This is a genomic window from Rhodococcus indonesiensis, from assembly GCF_047782815.1.
In the GTDB taxonomy this organism is placed as follows: Bacteria; Actinomycetota; Actinomycetes; order Mycobacteriales; family Mycobacteriaceae; genus Rhodococcus; species Rhodococcus indonesiensis.
The window spans coordinates 630,023-646,157 of sequence record NZ_CP180630.1 but is presented as its reverse complement, the minus strand read 5'-3'; the positions used below and the strand labels follow the sequence as shown (position 1 = coordinate 646,157).

Genomic DNA, 16,135 nt, shown 5'->3' with positions numbered 1-16,135 from the left:
AACCACTCGGCCCGCGCGACCGCGTGCGTGGCCTCGGTTTCGAATCTGTTCAGGTTGTCCACAGCGACTGCTCTTTTCGTAGTTCTGGGATCGGGACCGCATCACCTTCGCGGAGTCCGCGTCCGGCGTGCCATCGGGCCAGCGGCGCGGGAGCCCACCAGTTGTACCGGCCCGTCAGTGCCATGACGGCCGGGACGAGGAACGTGCGCACCACGAACGCGTCCACCAGTACGCAGATGGTCAATCCGAGGCCGAGTCCGCGCATGAACGAAACCTCCCCGGCGGTGATCGCGAGGAAGACCACCGTCATGACGGCCGCGGCGGCCGTGACGATGCGACCTGTCCGCGCCAGGCCGACACACACCGACCGCTGGTTGTCCCCGGTCGCCAGCCATTCCTCGCGGATGCGCGACAACACGAAGACCTCGTAGTCCATCGAGAGCGCATAAGCGATGGCAGCGAGCAGAGGTGGAACGAACGCCGTGACATGTCCGGTCGCGGTGGTACCCAGACCCCCGAGGTTGCCGTCCTGGAAGATCCACACCATGGCACCGAATCCGGCTGTGAGCGAGAGGGCGTTGGTGACCAGCGCTTTCACTGGAAGCACCACGCTGCCGGTCATCAGGAACATGAGCACGAACGTCGCGAGTGCGATCAACGCGACTGCGATGGGCGCCCGGTCTGTGATGCCGTGCACGTTGTCGAGGTCACGCTGCGCGAGGCCGCCGAAGAGCGTGGGTGCCGGCGACCGGACATCGCGCAACTGTTCGAGCTGCTCTTTGCCCTCCTGCGAGTACGGGTCCATCGCGGTCGAGACCGTGACGTACGCGCTGTCACCGGAGATTGCCGAATCGACTCGGAGTGGGCTGATCTGCATGCCCTTCGCATACACCCCGCCGGGACTGCTGACCGACAGGACACCGTCGATCGTCGACAGTTCCCTCGCGTAGTCCGCGACCTGCTGCACGGTCGTTACTGCACCGGTCAGAACGATCGACGTCGAGCCGGCGAAGTCCTGGGCGAAATCGGCGCGCAGAATGTCGCCCGTCTGGCGCGAAGTCGTCGACTCCGGCAGCGCCCGGTCGTCGGGATACGCCAACTGCACACCCTGGAACGGCCACGCGAGGGTCAGCAGCACGATCGTGAGCGTCGCCAGGACGACGACCGGTCGTCGCATCACCGCCGCCGACGTGCGGTACCAGAACGAATCCTCGACGGCACGGATCGGCACGGCTTCGCGACGAATCCAGCGGCGCAGCGGCTTTCGCACATCGAGCGCGTCGATCCGATCTCCTGCGAGAACGATCAGCGCCGGCGCGACGCACAGCGCACCTGCCATCGCGAATCCGACACTCGCAAGACCGGCATATGCCAGGGAGCGAAGCAGATACGGTTCGAAGATCAGCAACGTCGCCAGGGTCACCGCCATGGTCAGTGCCGAATAGAACACGGTTCGACCGGCCGTGAGCATGGTGCGCACCAGCGCCGCGTGTGCGTCGGTCCCCGCATCCCGTTCCTCACGGAATCGGTTGACGATGAACAGCGTGTAGTCGACCGCGAGAGCCAGACACAGGCCCGTCGCCAGGTTCACCGCGAACACCGAGACGTCGGTGACGGCGTACAGCGCCCAGAGACAGGCACCGGTGCCGACGACGGCGACGGCCGCGACGAGCAGCGGGAGCAGCGCCGCCACGAGACTGCCGAACACCCACACCAGCGCGATGAAGGTCAGCGGTACCGCAATGATCTCGAGCCGGATCAGATCGCTTCGGGACTGTTGTGTGCCTTCGTAGTACGTGATGGCCTGACCACCGGCTGTGACGGTCACCCCGTCGCGGGTTCCGACGAGGGACGCGGCGATCTCGTGCGCCCGGATCGGTGCGTCCCGATCGTCGCCGGCGATTCGTGCGACGACCAGCCCGGTGTTCCGGTCCGCACTCAGCAGGGCCTGCTCGAGAGGGGACGGGGTGGTCCAGTACGACTTGATCTCGCCCGCGTGTGGTGACTCTTCCAGTGCCGCAACAATCCTGGAGGATTCGTCGCGCGCTCGCACACTGCCGGCCCCTGCAGGGTCGGTGACCGTGAACACCAGCGGCAGTCCACCCGCTCGGAACGTATCGTGCAGGATCTGTTCTGCCCGAGCTGATTCCGATGACGGAACATCGTATCCACCGGACGGCAGCCGGGTTGCGGCCGGCGCTGCACAGACACCTGCGACGACGAGGAACAACATCGCCACCCCGACCACGGTGCGAGGTAGACGCCATGCCAATTCGGCGAGTCTGCCAAGGATCATGCGCTGTGCCCATTCTGATCAATCACCGGCACGGCGACCTGGACGTCGGCGACCTCGTTGTGCACCGACATCCAGATGTGTTGCCGTAACGGTGAATCCCCCCAATAACCTGCCACCGAGGTCCCCTACCCGGTGTGGCCGCTGTCTCGACAGCCATGCGCCGGCGCCCCCCTCGGCCGGTCGGACCGACGGCGGCGCCGTTGCCGATGATCATGCCCGAGGGCACCCCCGGCGTCAACCTGTCAGCGAACAACCTCGACGACGTCCGGACCGGCCACCCGGATCCCGACGAGTTGGGCGTTCCTGTGCATATGGTTGCCCCACAACGAAGTCGGAGATATCCGAATCACGAGGCCCGCCATCGGATCGCACCGGCTCACACGCGCGAGTTCGCGCCCTGTCGGGAGGTTCACCCCGGCGGACGCAGCAGTCCTTCCACGACACGCCGGACCTTGTTCCCCGCCGCTCCGTCTCCGAGGCGCATGGCGGTGTTCGCGGATCTCAGCACTGCGTCGATCTGGAACGCCGCGAGATCCGCATCGAGAGCGGTAATTTCGCCGTTCTCGACGGCGAACGTGAGCTCGCTGGAAAGTGCGTCGATCCACTCCTGCTGGTTGCACGCGAGCTTGTCCCGAATCGGACCGGGTCGGCTGTCGAACTCCGTCAGGTTGGCTGCCTGGAAACAGCCGCCGGCGAACAGTGGCCGTTCCGCGTAGACGATCCAGCGTCCGATCAGCTCCCGGATCCGCTCCACACCTCGGGGCGCCGACAGGGCAGGACGAACGACGAAATCGACGAACATCGACCGGGCATGGTCGACGGTGGCGAGCTGCAGCGCCTCCTTGGTACGGAACAGGCTCTGGATACCGGCCTTGCTGAGACCGGTGTCGGTGGCGAGGCGTCCGAAGCTCAGCCCCTCGAGTCCGTCCAGCGACGCGATGTCGACAGCTTGATCCAGGACCGCGCGACGAGTTCGGGCGCCCCGGAGAAGCCGCTTGTCGGTGATGTCACCGACAAGCGGACTTCCCGTTCCCGACGACGGGGGGGTCGCGCTCGACATGCTGGGAATGTTACGTCACCCGATTCTCCAGCGATTTCGTGCCGGATCCGGCCCTGCCCCTAGGACCGGGGTGTGCCCACCCGAGCCGCAAGCTGCTCGAGGACCAACGTCGCGAGGACGGCCTGCCCGGTGGTGGCAAAGTGAATCTTGTCCTCACTCAGCAGGTTCTCACGGTCGTTGAGGGGGTGGTCCCACGAATCGGCGAGGACGGCGTCGAACTCGCGGGCGAGTTTCCGGGTGATGTCGTTGAGGCGGGCGACACGCTCGGTCCAGTCCGGGAAGGCCGGGATGACGAACGCGCGGCCCAACGTCAGGACACTGAGCTGGGCGCCCGTCCCCGCCGCCCAGGTGTACATCGTGCGCAGACCGTCTTCGATCTGCTCCCAGTCGGGATTGCGACGGAGGAGATCGTTCGCACCGCTGTTGACATGCAATAGATCGGGTTCGAAGGCGACGATCCGCTCGGCCTGCTCCTCCAGCGCCTGCGCCGTCGTGGCGCCGATGCGCGCCGTGTTGAGGTAGCGGAGGTCGGGTTCGACCATCCGAAGTACCCGTTCGACCCGAGCAGGCCAGCCGAGGTTGTCGTAACCGGGCGTGGGATCCCCCGCACCCACCGACAGGCTGTCGCCGAACACGGCATACCGCTTCCACGGTGCACCCTCGAGCAGCGCGGCGGCCTGGGCCGGAGGCAGGACGTGCGGGTCGGTGTCCTCGGTGAGTGGCTTCGATGCTGTCGTCATGCAACTGAGCATACGATCGACCGTATTACATCAGCAAGACGTGGCGCTCCGGTCGTGCTCGAAGCGGCTGCGTGTGGCTCGACGCCGACCGCTCTCCGAGGGCGGATGCGTTCGGGGGAAGCGAGATCGCCCGGACTCGCCCGGTGCAGGCGTGGGGCGAGGACAATTTCCCCATGCAGGGGCTCGAGGTCGTCCACAGCGGAATGTTCACCACCGTCCAGGACCGCGGCCGGCCGGGACGCGAGGACCAGGGGCTGGGCGTGTCGGGCGCTGTCGACCGAACGGCGCACGACGCCGCGAACCGCCTGGTGGGCAACGACCCGTCTGCGGCGACGCTCGAGATCACCGGCGGCGGGCTGACGGTGCGCAGCATCGGCGCGAACGTCGTCGCGGTGACGGGCGCCCGCGTTCCGGTCACCGTCGACGGTCGTCCCGAGGCCGACTACTCGGCGCTCAGGCTGGACGACGGCGCCGCGCTGGCCCTGGGCAATCCGACGAGCGGGTTGCGCTCGTATCTGGCGGTACGCGGTGGAATCGACGTGCCCGAGACCCACGGCAGCCGATCCACCGACACCCTGACCGGGACCGGGCCCGACCGGATCAGGGACGGCGACCGGCTACCGGTCGGCACCCTGGCGGGCGAGCTGCCCGGTGCGGAACAGATCCCGCCGCCGGCCCCGATCGAGGATCCCGCGATGCTCCGCGTGCATCTGGGCCGGCACTCCGGAGAGTTCAGCGCCGGTTCGGTGCATGCGCTGCTGCACGAGACATGGACCGTCACCCCGCAGCTGGACCGCATCGGCATCCGCTTGCAGGGTCCCGGCAGACTGCATCTCGCGCGTGGCGGGACCGATCGCCCGGAACCGACCGTCGCGGGCTCGGTGCAGGTCCCCCCGGACGGCAACCCCATCCTGTTCCTTGCCGACCATCCGGTCGTCGGCGAGCACCCGGTGATCGCCGTCGTCCTGCCCGCCGATCTTCCCGGCGCCGCACAGCTCGGACCGGGGCATCGGGTGCGGTTCGTCGCCACCCTCGTCCGGTGACTGCGGAACAGCTCAGAACACCGCGACATCTCTCGGCGGCCGGACCGCAGGGCTCGGCTCCACGACGACACACTCCTGGACGTGGTTGTCCCGCACAGTGATTCGCAGCAGCGTGCCCGCCGGTGTGCGAACGTCGACCGTACCGGCGAGAACGTGGTCGAACGTGAAGTTCCCGGACGGAACCGTCGCACGCGAGGCACGCTGCAGCCGCGCCCGGCGCGAAAGGAAGGTGTCGATCAGGTAGGCCAGCCACTCCGTGTAGAAGTAGAAGCACTCGCTGCCGTTCCACACCAGCGCGGTGCCGTCGGCGGTGGGTACCCACTGGCACCACGACAGCGGGCGCCCCCGGCTGGGCAACCCGTCGGCCGGTGACCGGTGGGGGCCGCTCGCCGGTCCGGCGAACGCGACGAGAAAGTCGATCTCGTGTCGGTTCAGCGGCGGATCGATAGCGATCCGTCCCGTGAATTCGGTTCGTTGTGCCATGTGTCCCCCGTCCGCGGTCGATCAGGTCTACCCGATTCGACGCGGTCGGAACCGGAACGGTTCCCCGAACACCGGTCGCGCGGCCGATAAGACTTCACCGCCCGCACGGCCGAGGGAGCTACAGCATGCGGCGTTGACGCGCGGTGTCCGCGAGCACGACACCGGCGGCGACGGACGCATTGAGCGACTCGACGTCGCCGGCCATCGGGATCGACAGGATAGAGTCGCACGTCTCCCGGACCAGGCGGGACAGTCCCTTACCCTCGGAGCCGACGACGATCACCACCGGGTCCGTGCCGTCGAAATCGTCGAGGGTGGTGTCGCCCCCCGCATCCAGACCGACGACCCGGACCCCACGGGACTGCCAGTCCTTGAGGGTGCGCGTCAGGTTGGTCGCCCGGGCGACCGGGAGGCGGGCCGCGGCGCCCGCGCTGGTTCGCCATGCCACCGCCGAGACGGCCGCGCTGCGACGCTGCGGGATCAGCACGCCGTGGCCGCCGAACGCCGCGACCGAGCGGATCACCGCGCCGAGGTTCCGCGGGTCGGTGATGTTGTCGAGAGCCACCAGCAGCGGCCGCTCGTGGTTGTCGTGGGCGACGGCCAGCAGGTCGTCCGGGTGGGCGTAGCGATACGGCGGGACCTGCAGTCCGATGCCCTGGTGCATGCCGTTGGCGGTGAGCCGGTCGAGCTCGCCGCGCGGGACCTCCAGGATCGAGATGCCGGCGTCTCCGGCCCGCTGCACGGCCTCCTTGAGTCGCTCGTCCGCCTCGGCGCCCACGGCGACGTACAGGGCCGTCGCGGGAACGTCCGCGCGGAGGCACTCCACCACCGGGTTGCGGCCCAGCACCATCTCCGGGCCGTCCTCGCCTTTGCGACCGGCCGTGCTGCGACCACGCTTGTCGGCGGTCTTCGCCGCAGCACGGGCGCGCCGCGCGGCGGGATGGTACGGACGGTCCTCGGCCTTGGGGGTGGCCCCACGGCCCTCGAGCCCGCGGCGGCGCTGCCCGCCGGAGCCGACGACCTGTCCCTTCTTGGTACCACCCTTGCGGATCGCACCTCGTCGCTGAGAATTACCAGCCATCACTGCCCTGCTTTCAGGGACCACTCGGGTCCGTTGGGCGTATCGGTCACCTCGATGCCCGCCGCCGTCAATCGATCGCGCACCTCGTCGGCGAGCGCCCAGTTCTTCGCAGCCCGCGCTGCCTGCCGGCGCTCGAGCTCTGCGGCCACCAGCACCTCGAGGGCTTCGAGGGCCGCCGAGTCGCTGCCGGCCACCTCGGCCCAGTGCGGGTCGAGCGGGTCCACCCCGAGGATCCCGAGCATGGCACGCACCTGTCCGGCGATGTGCACCGCAGTGTCCAGGTCGCCGGCGTCGAGCGCCTTGTTGCCCTCGCTGCGCCGGCCGTGGATCTCGGCGAGCGCCTTCGGCACGCCGAGATCGTCGTCGAGGGCGGCGGCGAACTCCTCGGTCCACGTTCCCACCGGGATCTCACCGGCCCGGTCCCGGGTCTTGAGGACGAACGACTCCAGTCCGCGGTACCCCGCCGCCGCCTCGTGCAGAGCCGCGTCGGAGTATTCGAGCATGGACCGGTAGTGGGCACTGCCCAGGTAGTAGCGCAGCTCCTGAGGACGCACTCGGGCGAGGACGTTCGGGATGGACAGCACGTTGCCGAGAGACTTCGACATCTTCTCGCCGCCCATCGTCACCCAGCCGTTGTGCAGCCAGTACCGCGCGAACCCGTCACCGGCGGCCTTGGCCTGGGCGATCTCGTTCTCGTGGTGCGGGAAGACCAGGTCCATGCCGCCACAGTGGATGTCGAAGGACTCCCCGAGGTAGTACTCCGCCATCGCGGAGCACTCGAGGTGCCAGCCCGGGCGGCCGCGGCCCCAGGGCGTCGGCCACGACGGCTCGTCCGGCTTCGCCGCCTTCCACAGGGTGAAGTCACGCGGGTCCCGCTTACCGCTCCCCGCGCTCTCCCCCTGATGGACGTCGTCGATCCGGTGCCCCGACAACCGGCCGTACTCGGGGTAGCTGAGCACGTCGAAATACACATTGCCGTCGGCCGCGTACGCGTGGCCGGCGTCGATCAGGCGCTGCATCAGCTCGACCATCTGGGTGACGTGACCCGTCGCGCGCGGCTCCACGGACGGCGGCAGCACTCCAAGCCGGTCGTAGGCGCGCGCAAAGGCCCGCTCGTACGTCGTCTTCCACTCCCACCAGGGGCGACCTGCCTCGGCGGCCTTACGCAGAATCTTGTCGTCGATGTCTGTGACGTTTCTCACAAAAGCGACATCGAGGCCCTTGGCCATGAGCCAACGCCGCAGGACGTCGAACGCGACGCCGCTGCGCACGTGACCGATGTGGGGCTCGCCCTGGACCGTCGCGCCACAGAGGTACACCGAAGCCCGGCCGGGGACCAGCGGAACGAAATCCCGCACGGCCCGCGATTCGGTGTCGAACAAGCGCAAGGTCACGACCGGCAATCCTACCGGTCGTCGTCGCGCGGAAATACGAGTGCCGTCGCGACGGCGGCGATACCCTCGCCGCGCCCGGTCAGCCCGAGCCCGTCCGTCGTCGTCGCGGATACCGACACCGGCGCCCCGAGGACCTCGGACAGCACCTGCTGCGCCTCGTCGCGGCGGGGACCGATCTTCGGCCTGTTCCCGATCACCTGGACGGCCGCGTTCCCGATCGTGAAGCCCTGCAGGTCGAGCAGGTGCCGCACCTCGGCGAGCATCGACACCCCACTCGCGCCGTGCATCTCCGGTCGGCCGGTACCGAAGACCGAACCGAGGTCACCGAGACCGGCCGCGGAGAGCAGTGCGTCGCACAGCGCGTGCGCCGCGACGTCACCGTCCGAATGGCCTGCGCATCCGTCGGCATCCTCGAACAGCAACCCCGCCAGCCGGCACGGCCGTCCGGGTTCGACCGGATGGACATCGGTACCGATTCCGACGCGCACTCATCTCTCCTGTCGGACGGGGGTCCCGGCCGCGAGCACGGCGCGGGCCAGGACCAGATCGAGCGGTGTGGTGATCTTGAAGGCGAGCGGTTCGCCCGGAACGGTGTACACACTCTCGCCGAGACGCTCGACGAGGCCCGCATCGTCCGTGGCATCGCCGGCGCCGGCGTTGGCTCGGCGCAACAGGTCGGCGGCGAATCCCTGCGGCGTCTGCACCGCGCGGAGAGCGGACCGGTCGGGGGTGCCGGTGACCCGGCCCGCGCCGTCGACGCTCTTGACGGTGTCCGCGACCGGCAGCACCGGGATCACTGCGCGACGACCGCCGCGCAGTTCCGCCACGATCCGGGCGAACAGCACCGGTGGAGTCAGGGCCCGTGCGGCGTCGTGCACCAGGACGTAGGCGGCGTCGTCCGCGGCCGCCAGTCCGGCGCGCACCGAATCGGTGCGTTCTGCGCCGCCCGCCACCACTCGCACCTGCGGCGGCGCCGTGGCCGCGACGGACGCCACCAGTTCCGGCGGCACCACCACGACGACCCGGTCGACCGCCGCCGAGGTCAGCATGGCCGCGACGGACCGGTCCAGCATCGTGCGCCCGTCGAGTTCGACGAACGCCTTGGGCAGCGATTCACCCAGGCGTACGCCACGGCCGGCCGCCGGAACGATTCCGACGACCGGCCCGTTGCGATCGTTCATCTGCAGTTCTGCGGTGCGCGTGGCCGCTCAGGAAGCGGCGGCGAGCACCTCGTCGAGCAGGCTGTCGGCCTTGACGTCGTCCGTGCCTTCCGCGAGGGCGAGTTCGCCCACGAGAATCTGCCGGGCCTTGGCCAGCATCCGCTTCTCACCTGCGGACAAGCCGCGGTCCTGCTCCCGCCGCCACAGGTCGCGCACGACCTCGGCGACCTTGTTCACGTCTCCGGAGGCCAACTTCTCCAGATTGGCCTTGTACCGCCGCGACCAGTTGGTCGGCTCTTCGGTGTGCGGCGCGCGCAGCACCTGGAAAACCTTGTCGAGGCCCTCTTGCCCGACCACGTCGCGAACCCCGACGTATTCCGCATTATCCGCAGGTACCCGAACCGTCAGGTCGCCCTGAGCGACTTTCAGAACCAGATATTCCTTCTGCTCACCCTTGATGGTGCGAGTTTCGATAGCTTCGATCAGCGCCGCACCGTGATGGGGGTATACGACGGTATCTCCGACCTTGAAAATCATGTGTCCCGTGCCCCTTTCGATTCTTCGAGTTTAACACGTGCTTACATCCGGCTCCCATCAACGGCGCAGGTCAGGGGCACAGAGGCGTGCGCGTAGGACTTGACAGCCAATCGGTTCCGTGTATCCCGTGATGTTCGACACGTCACCCGAAGCGACCCTCGACGGCCTCACCGAGGCGCCCGGGCAGGACGAAAGCCACGACTTCCGCCCCCGGCGCAGACTCGGCGCTCTTCTACTACTACTCTGCCTAGTGGATTGCGAGCCTTACTCGAGTGGAGGACAACCCGTGACTGCTCTCAAAGCGCCGACTCGCCGAGTCGCGACCGCTCTCGCCCTGGCCGCGGGGGCGGCGCTCACGCTGTCCGCCTGCGGCGCCGGCCAGATCAGCCAGACCGCCACCCAGGTGGCCGCGGTCAACGGCAACAGCGCCGAAGTCGGGGACATCGCGCTGCGCAACGTGCACGTGATCTACCCGGACTCCGAGGAGTACAGCCTCGAACCCGGAGGCAAGGCCGCACTCGGCTTCACCGTGGTCAACCTGAGCGAGACCACCCCCGACGAGCTGACCCGCATCACCACCGACTTCGCGTCGTCGACCACCGGCGTGTCCGGCCTGCGCATCGAGCCGCAGGCGTCGATCTCGGCCGGCCTGACCGGTGAGACCCTCGCCGAGGACGCGACCGCCGAGGCCGCAACCGACGAGTCCCCGCGTCCCGCCGAGGCCGCGGAGTCCTCCGACACCCCGTCCGTCGCCCAGGTCGAGCTCACCGGCCTGAAGGAGGGCGTGCGCCCGGGCCTGACCATTCCGGTCACGTTCACCTTCGCCGAAGCCGGCGACGTCACCGTGCAGGTCCCGGTCGACGCAGGCACCGAGGTCGAGCGCAACGTCTCCGAGAAGTCGCCGGTCGAGGGCGAGGGTCACTGACCGGCACCCCGACACTCCCGGGGCCCGGGCCGAGCACTCCACTCGGTCCGGGCCCCGTTCTCATGTCGGCACCCTGTCGTGTCGGCCCCCGGCCCTAGGCTGGCGCGGTGGCAAAGACGAAGTCGACCTACCGGTGCACCGACTGCGGGCACACCGTCGCGAAATGGGTGGGCCGCTGCCCGGACTGCGGGACGTGGGGTTCGATGGACGAGGCGCCGGCGTTGCCCACCGCGGTGGCGGCGCGGCCCGGCACCTCGCTCGCCCGCGCCGGGGCCGCTGCACTGCTCCCGACCACCCCCGCCACACCGCTGACCCTCGTCGACAGCAGGACCACCCACGCGAAGCCCACCGGCATCGAGGAACTCGACCGCGTGCTCGGCGGCGGCGTCGTACCCGGCTCGGTGGTACTGCTCGCCGGGGAGCCCGGCGTCGGCAAGTCCACACTGCTGCTCGAGGTGGTCCATCGCTGGGCGCAGCGCGGCAGCGACGACCGGGCCCTCTACGTCACCGGGGAGGAATCTGCGGGCCAGGTGCGCCTGCGCGCCGACCGCACCGGGTCCGTGCACGAACGTGTCTTTCTCGCCGCCGAGTCGGATCTGGCGACCGTCCTCGGCCACATCGAGCAGGTGAAACCGACCCTGCTCGTCGTCGACTCCGTGCAGACGATGCTCGCCGCCGACGTCGAGGGCGTGTCCGGCGGCGTCACCCAGGTCCGGGCGGTGACCAGCGCGCTGACCTCGCTCGCCAAAGCCAGCGGTGTCCCGGTGCTGCTGATCGGGCACGTCACCAAGGACGGTGCGGTGGCGGGGCCGCGCTCGCTCGAGCACCTGGTCGACGTGGTTCTGCACTTCGAGGGCGACAAGCACTCCACCCTGCGCATGGTGCGGGGTGTGAAGAACCGCTTCGGCGCCGCCGACGAGGTGGGCTGCTTCGAACTGACCGAGGGCGGCATCGTCGGCGTCAGCGATCCGTCGGGACTGTTCCTGCACCACCGGACCGAGGAGGTGGCCGGGACCGCCGTGACCGTCACCATGGACGGGAAACGGCCCCTGCTCGGCGAACTGCAGGCCCTGGTCGTGCCGACGCAGAACCCTGCACCCCGGCGTGCCGTCAGCGGCCTGGATGCGGCGCGGGTCGCGATGGTGCTGGCCGTGCTCGAGCGGCGATGCCGGCTGCCGCTCGGCAAGTGCGACGTCTACGCCTCGACCGTCGGCGGCATGCGCATCACCGATCCGGCGGCGGACCTGGCGCTGGCCCTGGCGGTCGCGTCGGCCGCGCGGGAACGCCCCCTGCCGCCGGGCACGGTACTGCTCGGCGAGGTCGGCCTGGCCGGCGAGGTCCGCCGCGTCACCGGAGCCGGCCGACGCATCGCGGAGGCGAGCCGGCTCGGCTTCGGCCGCGCGATCGTGCCGCACGAACTCGCGCAGGCGGGACGGCGGACGTCGCGGCCCCCGGGCTCCGACGGCGGTCCGATCGAGGTCGGCAACGTCGGTCAGGCCCTGGCCGCGCTGGGACTGTAACCCTGTCGGAGCCGGATGCGAACATATGTTCGTGTCCGGTCACGCGACCATCCTGCACGCCGACCTCGACTCGTTCTACGCCTCGGTCGAACAACGCGACGACCCACGCCTGCGCGGCCGTCCCGTGATCGTGGGTGGGGGCGGCGTCGTTCTCGCCGCCAGTTACGAGGCGAAGGCCTTCGGCGTCGCGACGGCCATGTCCGGACGTGCCGCCCGCGCCCTGTGCCCCGCGGCGATCGTCGTTCCTCCCCGCATGCACGCGTACACGCAGGCCAGCCGCGCCGTGTTCGCGGTGTTCGAGCAGACCACGCCACTCGTCGAGGCGGTCTCCGTCGACGAGGCCTTCCTCGACGTCGCCGGCCTGTGGCGGATCGACGGCACCCCGGCGGACATCGCCGCCCGGCTGCGGCGCGACGTCGCCGAACAGGTGGGGTTGCCGATCACGGTGGGGGTGGCCCGGACCAAGTTCCTCGCCAAGGTCGCGAGCGGGGTCGCCAAGCCCGACGGGCTGCTGGTGGTGCCGCCCGACCGGGAACTCGAGTTCCTGCGTCCGTTACCGGTCGAACGGTTGTGGGGTGTCGGCAAAGTGACCGCCGCGACGCTGCACGCGCACGGCCTCCATCGCGTGGCCGACCTCGCACGGGAGAGCGAGGTCGAGCTCGTCGCGCTGCTCGGCAGGTCGGTGGGACGTCACCTGCATGCGCTGGCGCAGGGATACGATCCGCGACCCGTCCGGCCCCACCGTCGGCGCCGGACCATGGGGGCCCAGCACGCCCTCGGCCGGCCTCGCAGCGCCGGCGGACACGATCCCGAGATGATCGACGCGACCCTGCGAATGCTGGTGGAACGGGTCACCGGCCGCATGCGTGCGGCCGGGCGTCCCGGCCGCACCGTCGTGCTGCGCCTGCGCTTCGCCGACTACTCCCGGGCGACGCGATCGCACACGCTGCGCGCACCCACGGCCCGCACCGACGTCGTCCTCGGTGCCGCGCGGGAACTGCTCGGACTCGCGCAGCCACTGGTCTCCGACCGGGGGCTGACCCTGATCGGGGTGGCCGTGTCGAATCTCGACTCCGCGGATACCGAACAGCTCGAGCTGCCGTTCGACGAACCACCCCGCGAAGGCGCGGCAGCCGGTCACCCGGCTGTCGACCGTCGCGCACTGGACGCCGTGCTCGACGATGTGCACGGCCGGTTCGGTACGCGCGCGCTCACCTCGGCCTCGTTGCTCGGCCGGCGGCCGCACCCGGCCGTGCCCCTCCTCCCGGAGTGACCCCGGTGTCAGACGGACGAGGTGCCGTGCGGCGACACGGGCACGCCGTCGACGAAGTCCTTGGCCCGGTCGAAGTGCTCCGCACCGACGGTGAGGAACAGCCCGCGCGACGTCGCGACGACGACGTCCGGATCGGCGAACGGGCCCTCGACGATGCGGGCCTCCGCGCTGGTGTAGACCTTGCGGCGTACCGTGCCGTCGATCCGCGCGCGCAGTTCCAGCACCGATCCGAGTGGGATGGGCGCGGCGAAGTCGATCTGCAGGTGGCCGGTGACGACGGGCCGGCGCAGGACCATGCACGCCATGCCCTGCGCCTCGTCGAACGCGGTGGTCAGAATCCCGCCGTGGATGAAGCCCGGACCGCCCTGGTAGCGGTTCGCGACGTCGAGCATGCCGGTGACCTCGAGGCCCTCCCCGAAGGTGAACTGCATCGCCATTCCCGCGGGCTGGTCGTCACCGCAGCCGAAGCACCTGCTCCAATGAGCAGGAATCGGTGCACCCGCCCCGGGATGGTCGTCGGGGAGCTCGGGAAGGGCGAGGTCGTCGGGCAGGGTCCAGGTACCGCTCATGGGGAAGTAATCTAGTCGGCGGTTCGGTCGGCTCCCCCGGTCGGACCGACACGAAGTGACGTTCGCCGCACCGGCCGGACACGGAAAGGAACCATCGATGACCGATGTGGCACCGTCCGTGACGCTGCGCGAGACCATCGCCCGGCTTGCACCCGGCACCGCCCTGCGCGACGGTCTCGAGCGCATCCTGCGCGGCCGCACCGGAGGCCTCATCGTTCTCGGGTTCGACGACGAGGTGGCGGCGCTGTGCGACGGCGGCTTCGAGCTGGACGTGGAGTTCGCCCCCACCCGGCTGCGGGAGCTGTCGAAGATGGACGGCGCGGTCGTGGTGTCCACCGACGGCAGCCGGATCGTGCGGGCCAACGTGCAGCTGGTACCCGATCACCGGATCCCCACCGTCGAATCGGGCACGCGGCACCGTGCCGCGGAGCGCACCGCGATCCAGACGGGCTACCCGGTGGTGTCGGTGAGCCAGTCGATGAGCATCGTGACCGTCTACGTCGACGGTCAGCGGCACGTGATCAACGATTCGGCCACCATTCTCTCGCGCGCCAACCAGGCCGTCGCGACGCTCGAACGCTACAAGTCGCGGCTGGACGAGGTCACCCGGCAGCTCTCGGTGGTGGAGATCGAGGACTTCGTGACGCTGCGCGATGCGCTCACCGTCGCGCAGCGGCTCGAGATGGTGCGGCGCGTCTCGGTGGAGATCGAACAGGAGGTGCTCCAACTGGGCACCGACGGCCGCCAGCTGGCGTTGCAGCTCGAGGAGCTGGTGGGCGACAACGACCTGGCCCGCCAGCTGATCGTGCGGGACTATCTGGCCGGTTCGGAGGCCCCGCAGCTCGTCGCAGTCGAGCAGACCCTCGCCGCGCTGGATCGGCTCACCGACGTCGACCTGCTGGATCTGACGACGCTGGCGCGCGTGTTCGGGTATCCGGGCACGATCGAGGCCCTGGACACCGCGACGAGTCCGCGTGGTTATCGCGTGCTGCACCGCGTGCCGCGGCTGCAGTCCTCGCAGATCCACCGGCTGGTGGGCTCGTTCGGGAGCTTGCAGGGCCTGCTGGCGGCAACGGCGGCGGACCTGCAGTCCGTGGAGGGGATCGGCGGGCTGTGGGCACGCTCCATCCGCGAAGGCCTGTCACGGCTGGCGGAGTCGTCGATCAACGGCCCGTACGACTGATCCGCAGGCCCCGGTGCCGATCGGGCACAGGGCGACGGATCAGGCGATGTTGAACGGCTCGGGCGTGCTGCGCAGGCCGCCGAGCTGGCCGACCACTGTGTAGGCGCCGGCCGGAACCCGCTCCCGCGGCGCCTGGCATCCGGGTTCGGAAGTCGTTCCGGACCACTTCACCGCGAACGCGGCCTGACCGCCCGGCGGCAGTTTGCGCACGTCGGCGGTCGACTCGGGGAAGCAGTCGGTGTTCGACCACAACCGCCGGCTGCCGTCGAGTGAGTACACCAGCACCTGCTGCAGACCCGCGCCGAGGTCACGCTCGCACGCGGTCGTGCCGATGTTGGTGATGACGATCGTGAATTCGGGTTCCTCGCCCACCTGGTAGTTGGGCCGGTCCGCGGTCACCCGCACGGCGAGCGCCTGGTCCGGGCACTGGCCGGCGGCGACGGCGGATGCGCTCGCCGCCGCGGAACTCGATGACGCGGCGGACCCCGACGTCGTGCTTGACGGGGACGACCCCGGCTGGGACGATCCCGACTCGGTGCCGCCGGAGGACCCGCCGGGACCGGCGGCGGCGACACCGTCGGCCGTGTCGTCGTCCGCCTCGTCCCCAGTGCTGCTGGTCGGGGTGCGGGTGGTGCTGGTCTCGGACGTCAGGACGCCGGCGGCCGCCGGGTCCGGTTCCGGGTCGTCGCCCCCTCCGGTCAGGGACAGGACGAGCCACACGACGAGCGCAAGCACGACCACGCCGACACCCACGGCGAGCGCGCGTCGACGCCAGTAGATCTCGGGGGGCAGCGGCCCGTTCGGTTCAAGCACGTCTCACACGGTATGTGCCACCGGCGAAGGGCCGCCGCACCGAAGTCGGCGTGTCGCG

The 16,135-nt window shown here is 69.8% G+C and carries 16 protein-coding genes; 5 read left to right on the top strand and 11 right to left on the bottom strand.

What is annotated here, in order from left to right; genetic code table 11:
* Positions 1-49 precede the first annotated feature (49 nt).
* The 3 genes from ACM26Y_RS03090 to ACM26Y_RS03080 all read right to left on the bottom strand — a co-directional run bounded on the left by ACM26Y_RS03090 (position 50) and on the right by ACM26Y_RS03080 (position 4,096).
* Positions 50-2,296 (bottom strand): MMPL family transporter, encoded by a 2,247-nt coding sequence (locus tag ACM26Y_RS03090; RefSeq protein ID WP_416062606.1) that lies wholly within the window; start codon positions 2,294-2,296, stop codon positions 50-52.
* A gap of 409 nt (positions 2,297-2,705) precedes the next feature.
* Positions 2,706-3,356 (bottom strand): TetR/AcrR family transcriptional regulator, encoded by a 651-nt coding sequence (locus tag ACM26Y_RS03085; protein WP_371384113.1) that lies wholly within the window; start codon positions 3,354-3,356, stop codon positions 2,706-2,708.
* A 59-nt stretch (positions 3,357-3,415) separates the two neighbouring features.
* On the bottom strand, positions 3,416-4,096 hold the full coding sequence (locus ACM26Y_RS03080; RefSeq protein WP_003935967.1) for an SGNH/GDSL hydrolase family protein: 681 nt from the start codon (positions 4,094-4,096) through the stop codon (positions 3,416-3,418).
* Between the two features lie 173 nt (positions 4,097-4,269).
* Between ACM26Y_RS03080 and ACM26Y_RS03075 the strand changes: the two genes are divergently transcribed.
* Positions 4,270-5,139, top strand: coding sequence for a biotin-dependent carboxyltransferase family protein (locus tag ACM26Y_RS03075; RefSeq protein ID WP_371384114.1), 870 nt, complete (start codon positions 4,270-4,272; stop codon positions 5,137-5,139).
* 12 nt (positions 5,140-5,151) lie between these two features.
* On the opposite strand, the gene ACM26Y_RS03070 is transcribed toward ACM26Y_RS03075, so the two are convergent.
* The 6 genes from ACM26Y_RS03070 to carD all read right to left on the bottom strand — a co-directional run bounded on the left by ACM26Y_RS03070 (position 5,152) and on the right by carD (position 9,794).
* Positions 5,152-5,622, bottom strand: coding sequence for a hypothetical protein (locus ACM26Y_RS03070; protein ID WP_416062605.1), 471 nt, complete (start codon positions 5,620-5,622; stop codon positions 5,152-5,154).
* Positions 5,623-5,740: 118 nt separating this feature from the next.
* The gene (gene rlmB, locus ACM26Y_RS03065; RefSeq protein ID WP_416062604.1) at positions 5,741-6,703 is read right to left on the bottom strand and encodes a 23S rRNA (guanosine(2251)-2'-O)-methyltransferase RlmB; all 963 of its coding nucleotides are present in this window, start codon (positions 6,701-6,703) and stop codon (positions 5,741-5,743) included.
* Complete coding sequence (cysS, locus tag ACM26Y_RS03060; protein WP_416062603.1) at positions 6,703-8,097, bottom strand: cysteine--tRNA ligase; 1,395 nt, start codon at positions 8,095-8,097, stop codon at positions 6,703-6,705. The genes rlmB and cysS overlap by 1 nt, the downstream gene beginning before the upstream one ends.
* 11 nt (positions 8,098-8,108) lie before the next feature.
* Positions 8,109-8,585: a 2-C-methyl-D-erythritol 2,4-cyclodiphosphate synthase gene (gene ispF, locus ACM26Y_RS03055; protein WP_003935972.1), complete on the bottom strand. Its 477-nt coding sequence runs from the start codon at positions 8,583-8,585 to the stop codon at positions 8,109-8,111.
* Complete coding sequence (gene ispD / locus ACM26Y_RS03050; protein WP_003935973.1) at positions 8,586-9,278, bottom strand: 2-C-methyl-D-erythritol 4-phosphate cytidylyltransferase; 693 nt, start codon at positions 9,276-9,278, stop codon at positions 8,586-8,588.
* Between the two features lie 27 nt (positions 9,279-9,305).
* Positions 9,306-9,794 (bottom strand): RNA polymerase-binding transcription factor CarD, encoded by a 489-nt coding sequence (gene carD / locus ACM26Y_RS03045; protein WP_003935974.1) that lies wholly within the window; start codon positions 9,792-9,794, stop codon positions 9,306-9,308.
* A gap of 286 nt (positions 9,795-10,080) precedes the next feature.
* On the opposite strand from carD, the gene ACM26Y_RS03040 reads away from it, so the two are divergent.
* From ACM26Y_RS03040 to dinB, 3 genes are all read left to right on the top strand, one after another.
* Positions 10,081-10,719: a lipoprotein gene (locus ACM26Y_RS03040; protein WP_003935975.1), complete on the top strand. Its 639-nt coding sequence runs from the start codon at positions 10,081-10,083 to the stop codon at positions 10,717-10,719.
* A gap of 107 nt (positions 10,720-10,826) precedes the next feature.
* Positions 10,827-12,239 (top strand): DNA repair protein RadA, encoded by a 1,413-nt coding sequence (gene radA, locus ACM26Y_RS03035; RefSeq protein WP_040781902.1) that lies wholly within the window; start codon positions 10,827-10,829, stop codon positions 12,237-12,239.
* A gap of 25 nt (positions 12,240-12,264) precedes the next feature.
* Positions 12,265-13,512 carry a DNA polymerase IV gene (gene dinB, locus ACM26Y_RS03030; RefSeq protein ID WP_416062602.1) on the top strand — a complete coding sequence of 416 codons (1,248 nt, stop codon included), beginning with the start codon at positions 12,265-12,267 and terminating at the stop codon, positions 13,510-13,512.
* A gap of 8 nt (positions 13,513-13,520) precedes the next feature.
* Here the strand turns inward: dinB and ACM26Y_RS03025 are convergent, their stop codons facing one another.
* Positions 13,521-14,081, bottom strand: coding sequence for a PaaI family thioesterase (locus tag ACM26Y_RS03025; protein ID WP_416062601.1), 561 nt, complete (start codon positions 14,079-14,081; stop codon positions 13,521-13,523).
* Positions 14,082-14,178: 97 nt separating this feature from the next.
* Between ACM26Y_RS03025 and disA the strand changes: the two genes are divergently transcribed.
* A complete protein-coding gene (gene disA / locus ACM26Y_RS03020; RefSeq protein ID WP_003935979.1) occupies positions 14,179-15,264 on the top strand; it encodes a DNA integrity scanning diadenylate cyclase DisA in 1,086 nt (361 codons plus the stop codon).
* 39 nt (positions 15,265-15,303) lie between these two features.
* Here the strand turns inward: disA and ACM26Y_RS03015 are convergent, their stop codons facing one another.
* Complete coding sequence (locus ACM26Y_RS03015; protein ID WP_040781906.1) at positions 15,304-16,077, bottom strand: hypothetical protein; 774 nt, start codon at positions 16,075-16,077, stop codon at positions 15,304-15,306.
* Positions 16,078-16,135: the final 58 nt, after the last annotated feature.

Excerpts from the sequence above, each read along its gene's own strand:
- ACM26Y_RS03070 (WP_416062605.1), bottom strand. The coding sequence starts at position 5,622 with ATGGCACAACGAACCGAATTCACGGGACGGATCGCTATCGATCCGCCG.
- disA (WP_003935979.1), top strand. The coding sequence starts at position 14,179 with ATGACCGATGTGGCACCGTCCGTGACGCTGCGCGAGACCATCGCCCGG.
- ACM26Y_RS03080 (WP_003935967.1), bottom strand. The coding sequence starts at position 4,096 with ATGACGACAGCATCGAAGCCACTCACCGAGGACACCGACCCGCACGTC.
- ispD (WP_003935973.1), bottom strand. The coding sequence starts at position 9,278 with ATGAACGATCGCAACGGGCCGGTCGTCGGAATCGTTCCGGCGGCCGGC.
- dinB (WP_416062602.1), top strand. The coding sequence starts at position 12,265 with ATGTTCGTGTCCGGTCACGCGACCATCCTGCACGCCGACCTCGACTCG.
- ACM26Y_RS03085 (WP_371384113.1), bottom strand. The coding sequence starts at position 3,356 with ATGTCGAGCGCGACCCCCCCGTCGTCGGGAACGGGAAGTCCGCTTGTC.
- rlmB (WP_416062604.1), bottom strand. The coding sequence starts at position 6,703 with ATGGCTGGTAATTCTCAGCGACGAGGTGCGATCCGCAAGGGTGGTACC.
- ACM26Y_RS03025 (WP_416062601.1), bottom strand. The coding sequence starts at position 14,081 with ATGAGCGGTACCTGGACCCTGCCCGACGACCTCGCCCTTCCCGAGCTC.
- ACM26Y_RS03090 (WP_416062606.1), bottom strand. The coding sequence starts at position 2,296 with ATGATCCTTGGCAGACTCGCCGAATTGGCATGGCGTCTACCTCGCACC.
- carD (WP_003935974.1), bottom strand. The coding sequence starts at position 9,794 with ATGATTTTCAAGGTCGGAGATACCGTCGTATACCCCCATCACGGTGCG.
- ACM26Y_RS03075 (WP_371384114.1), top strand. The coding sequence starts at position 4,270 with ATGCAGGGGCTCGAGGTCGTCCACAGCGGAATGTTCACCACCGTCCAG.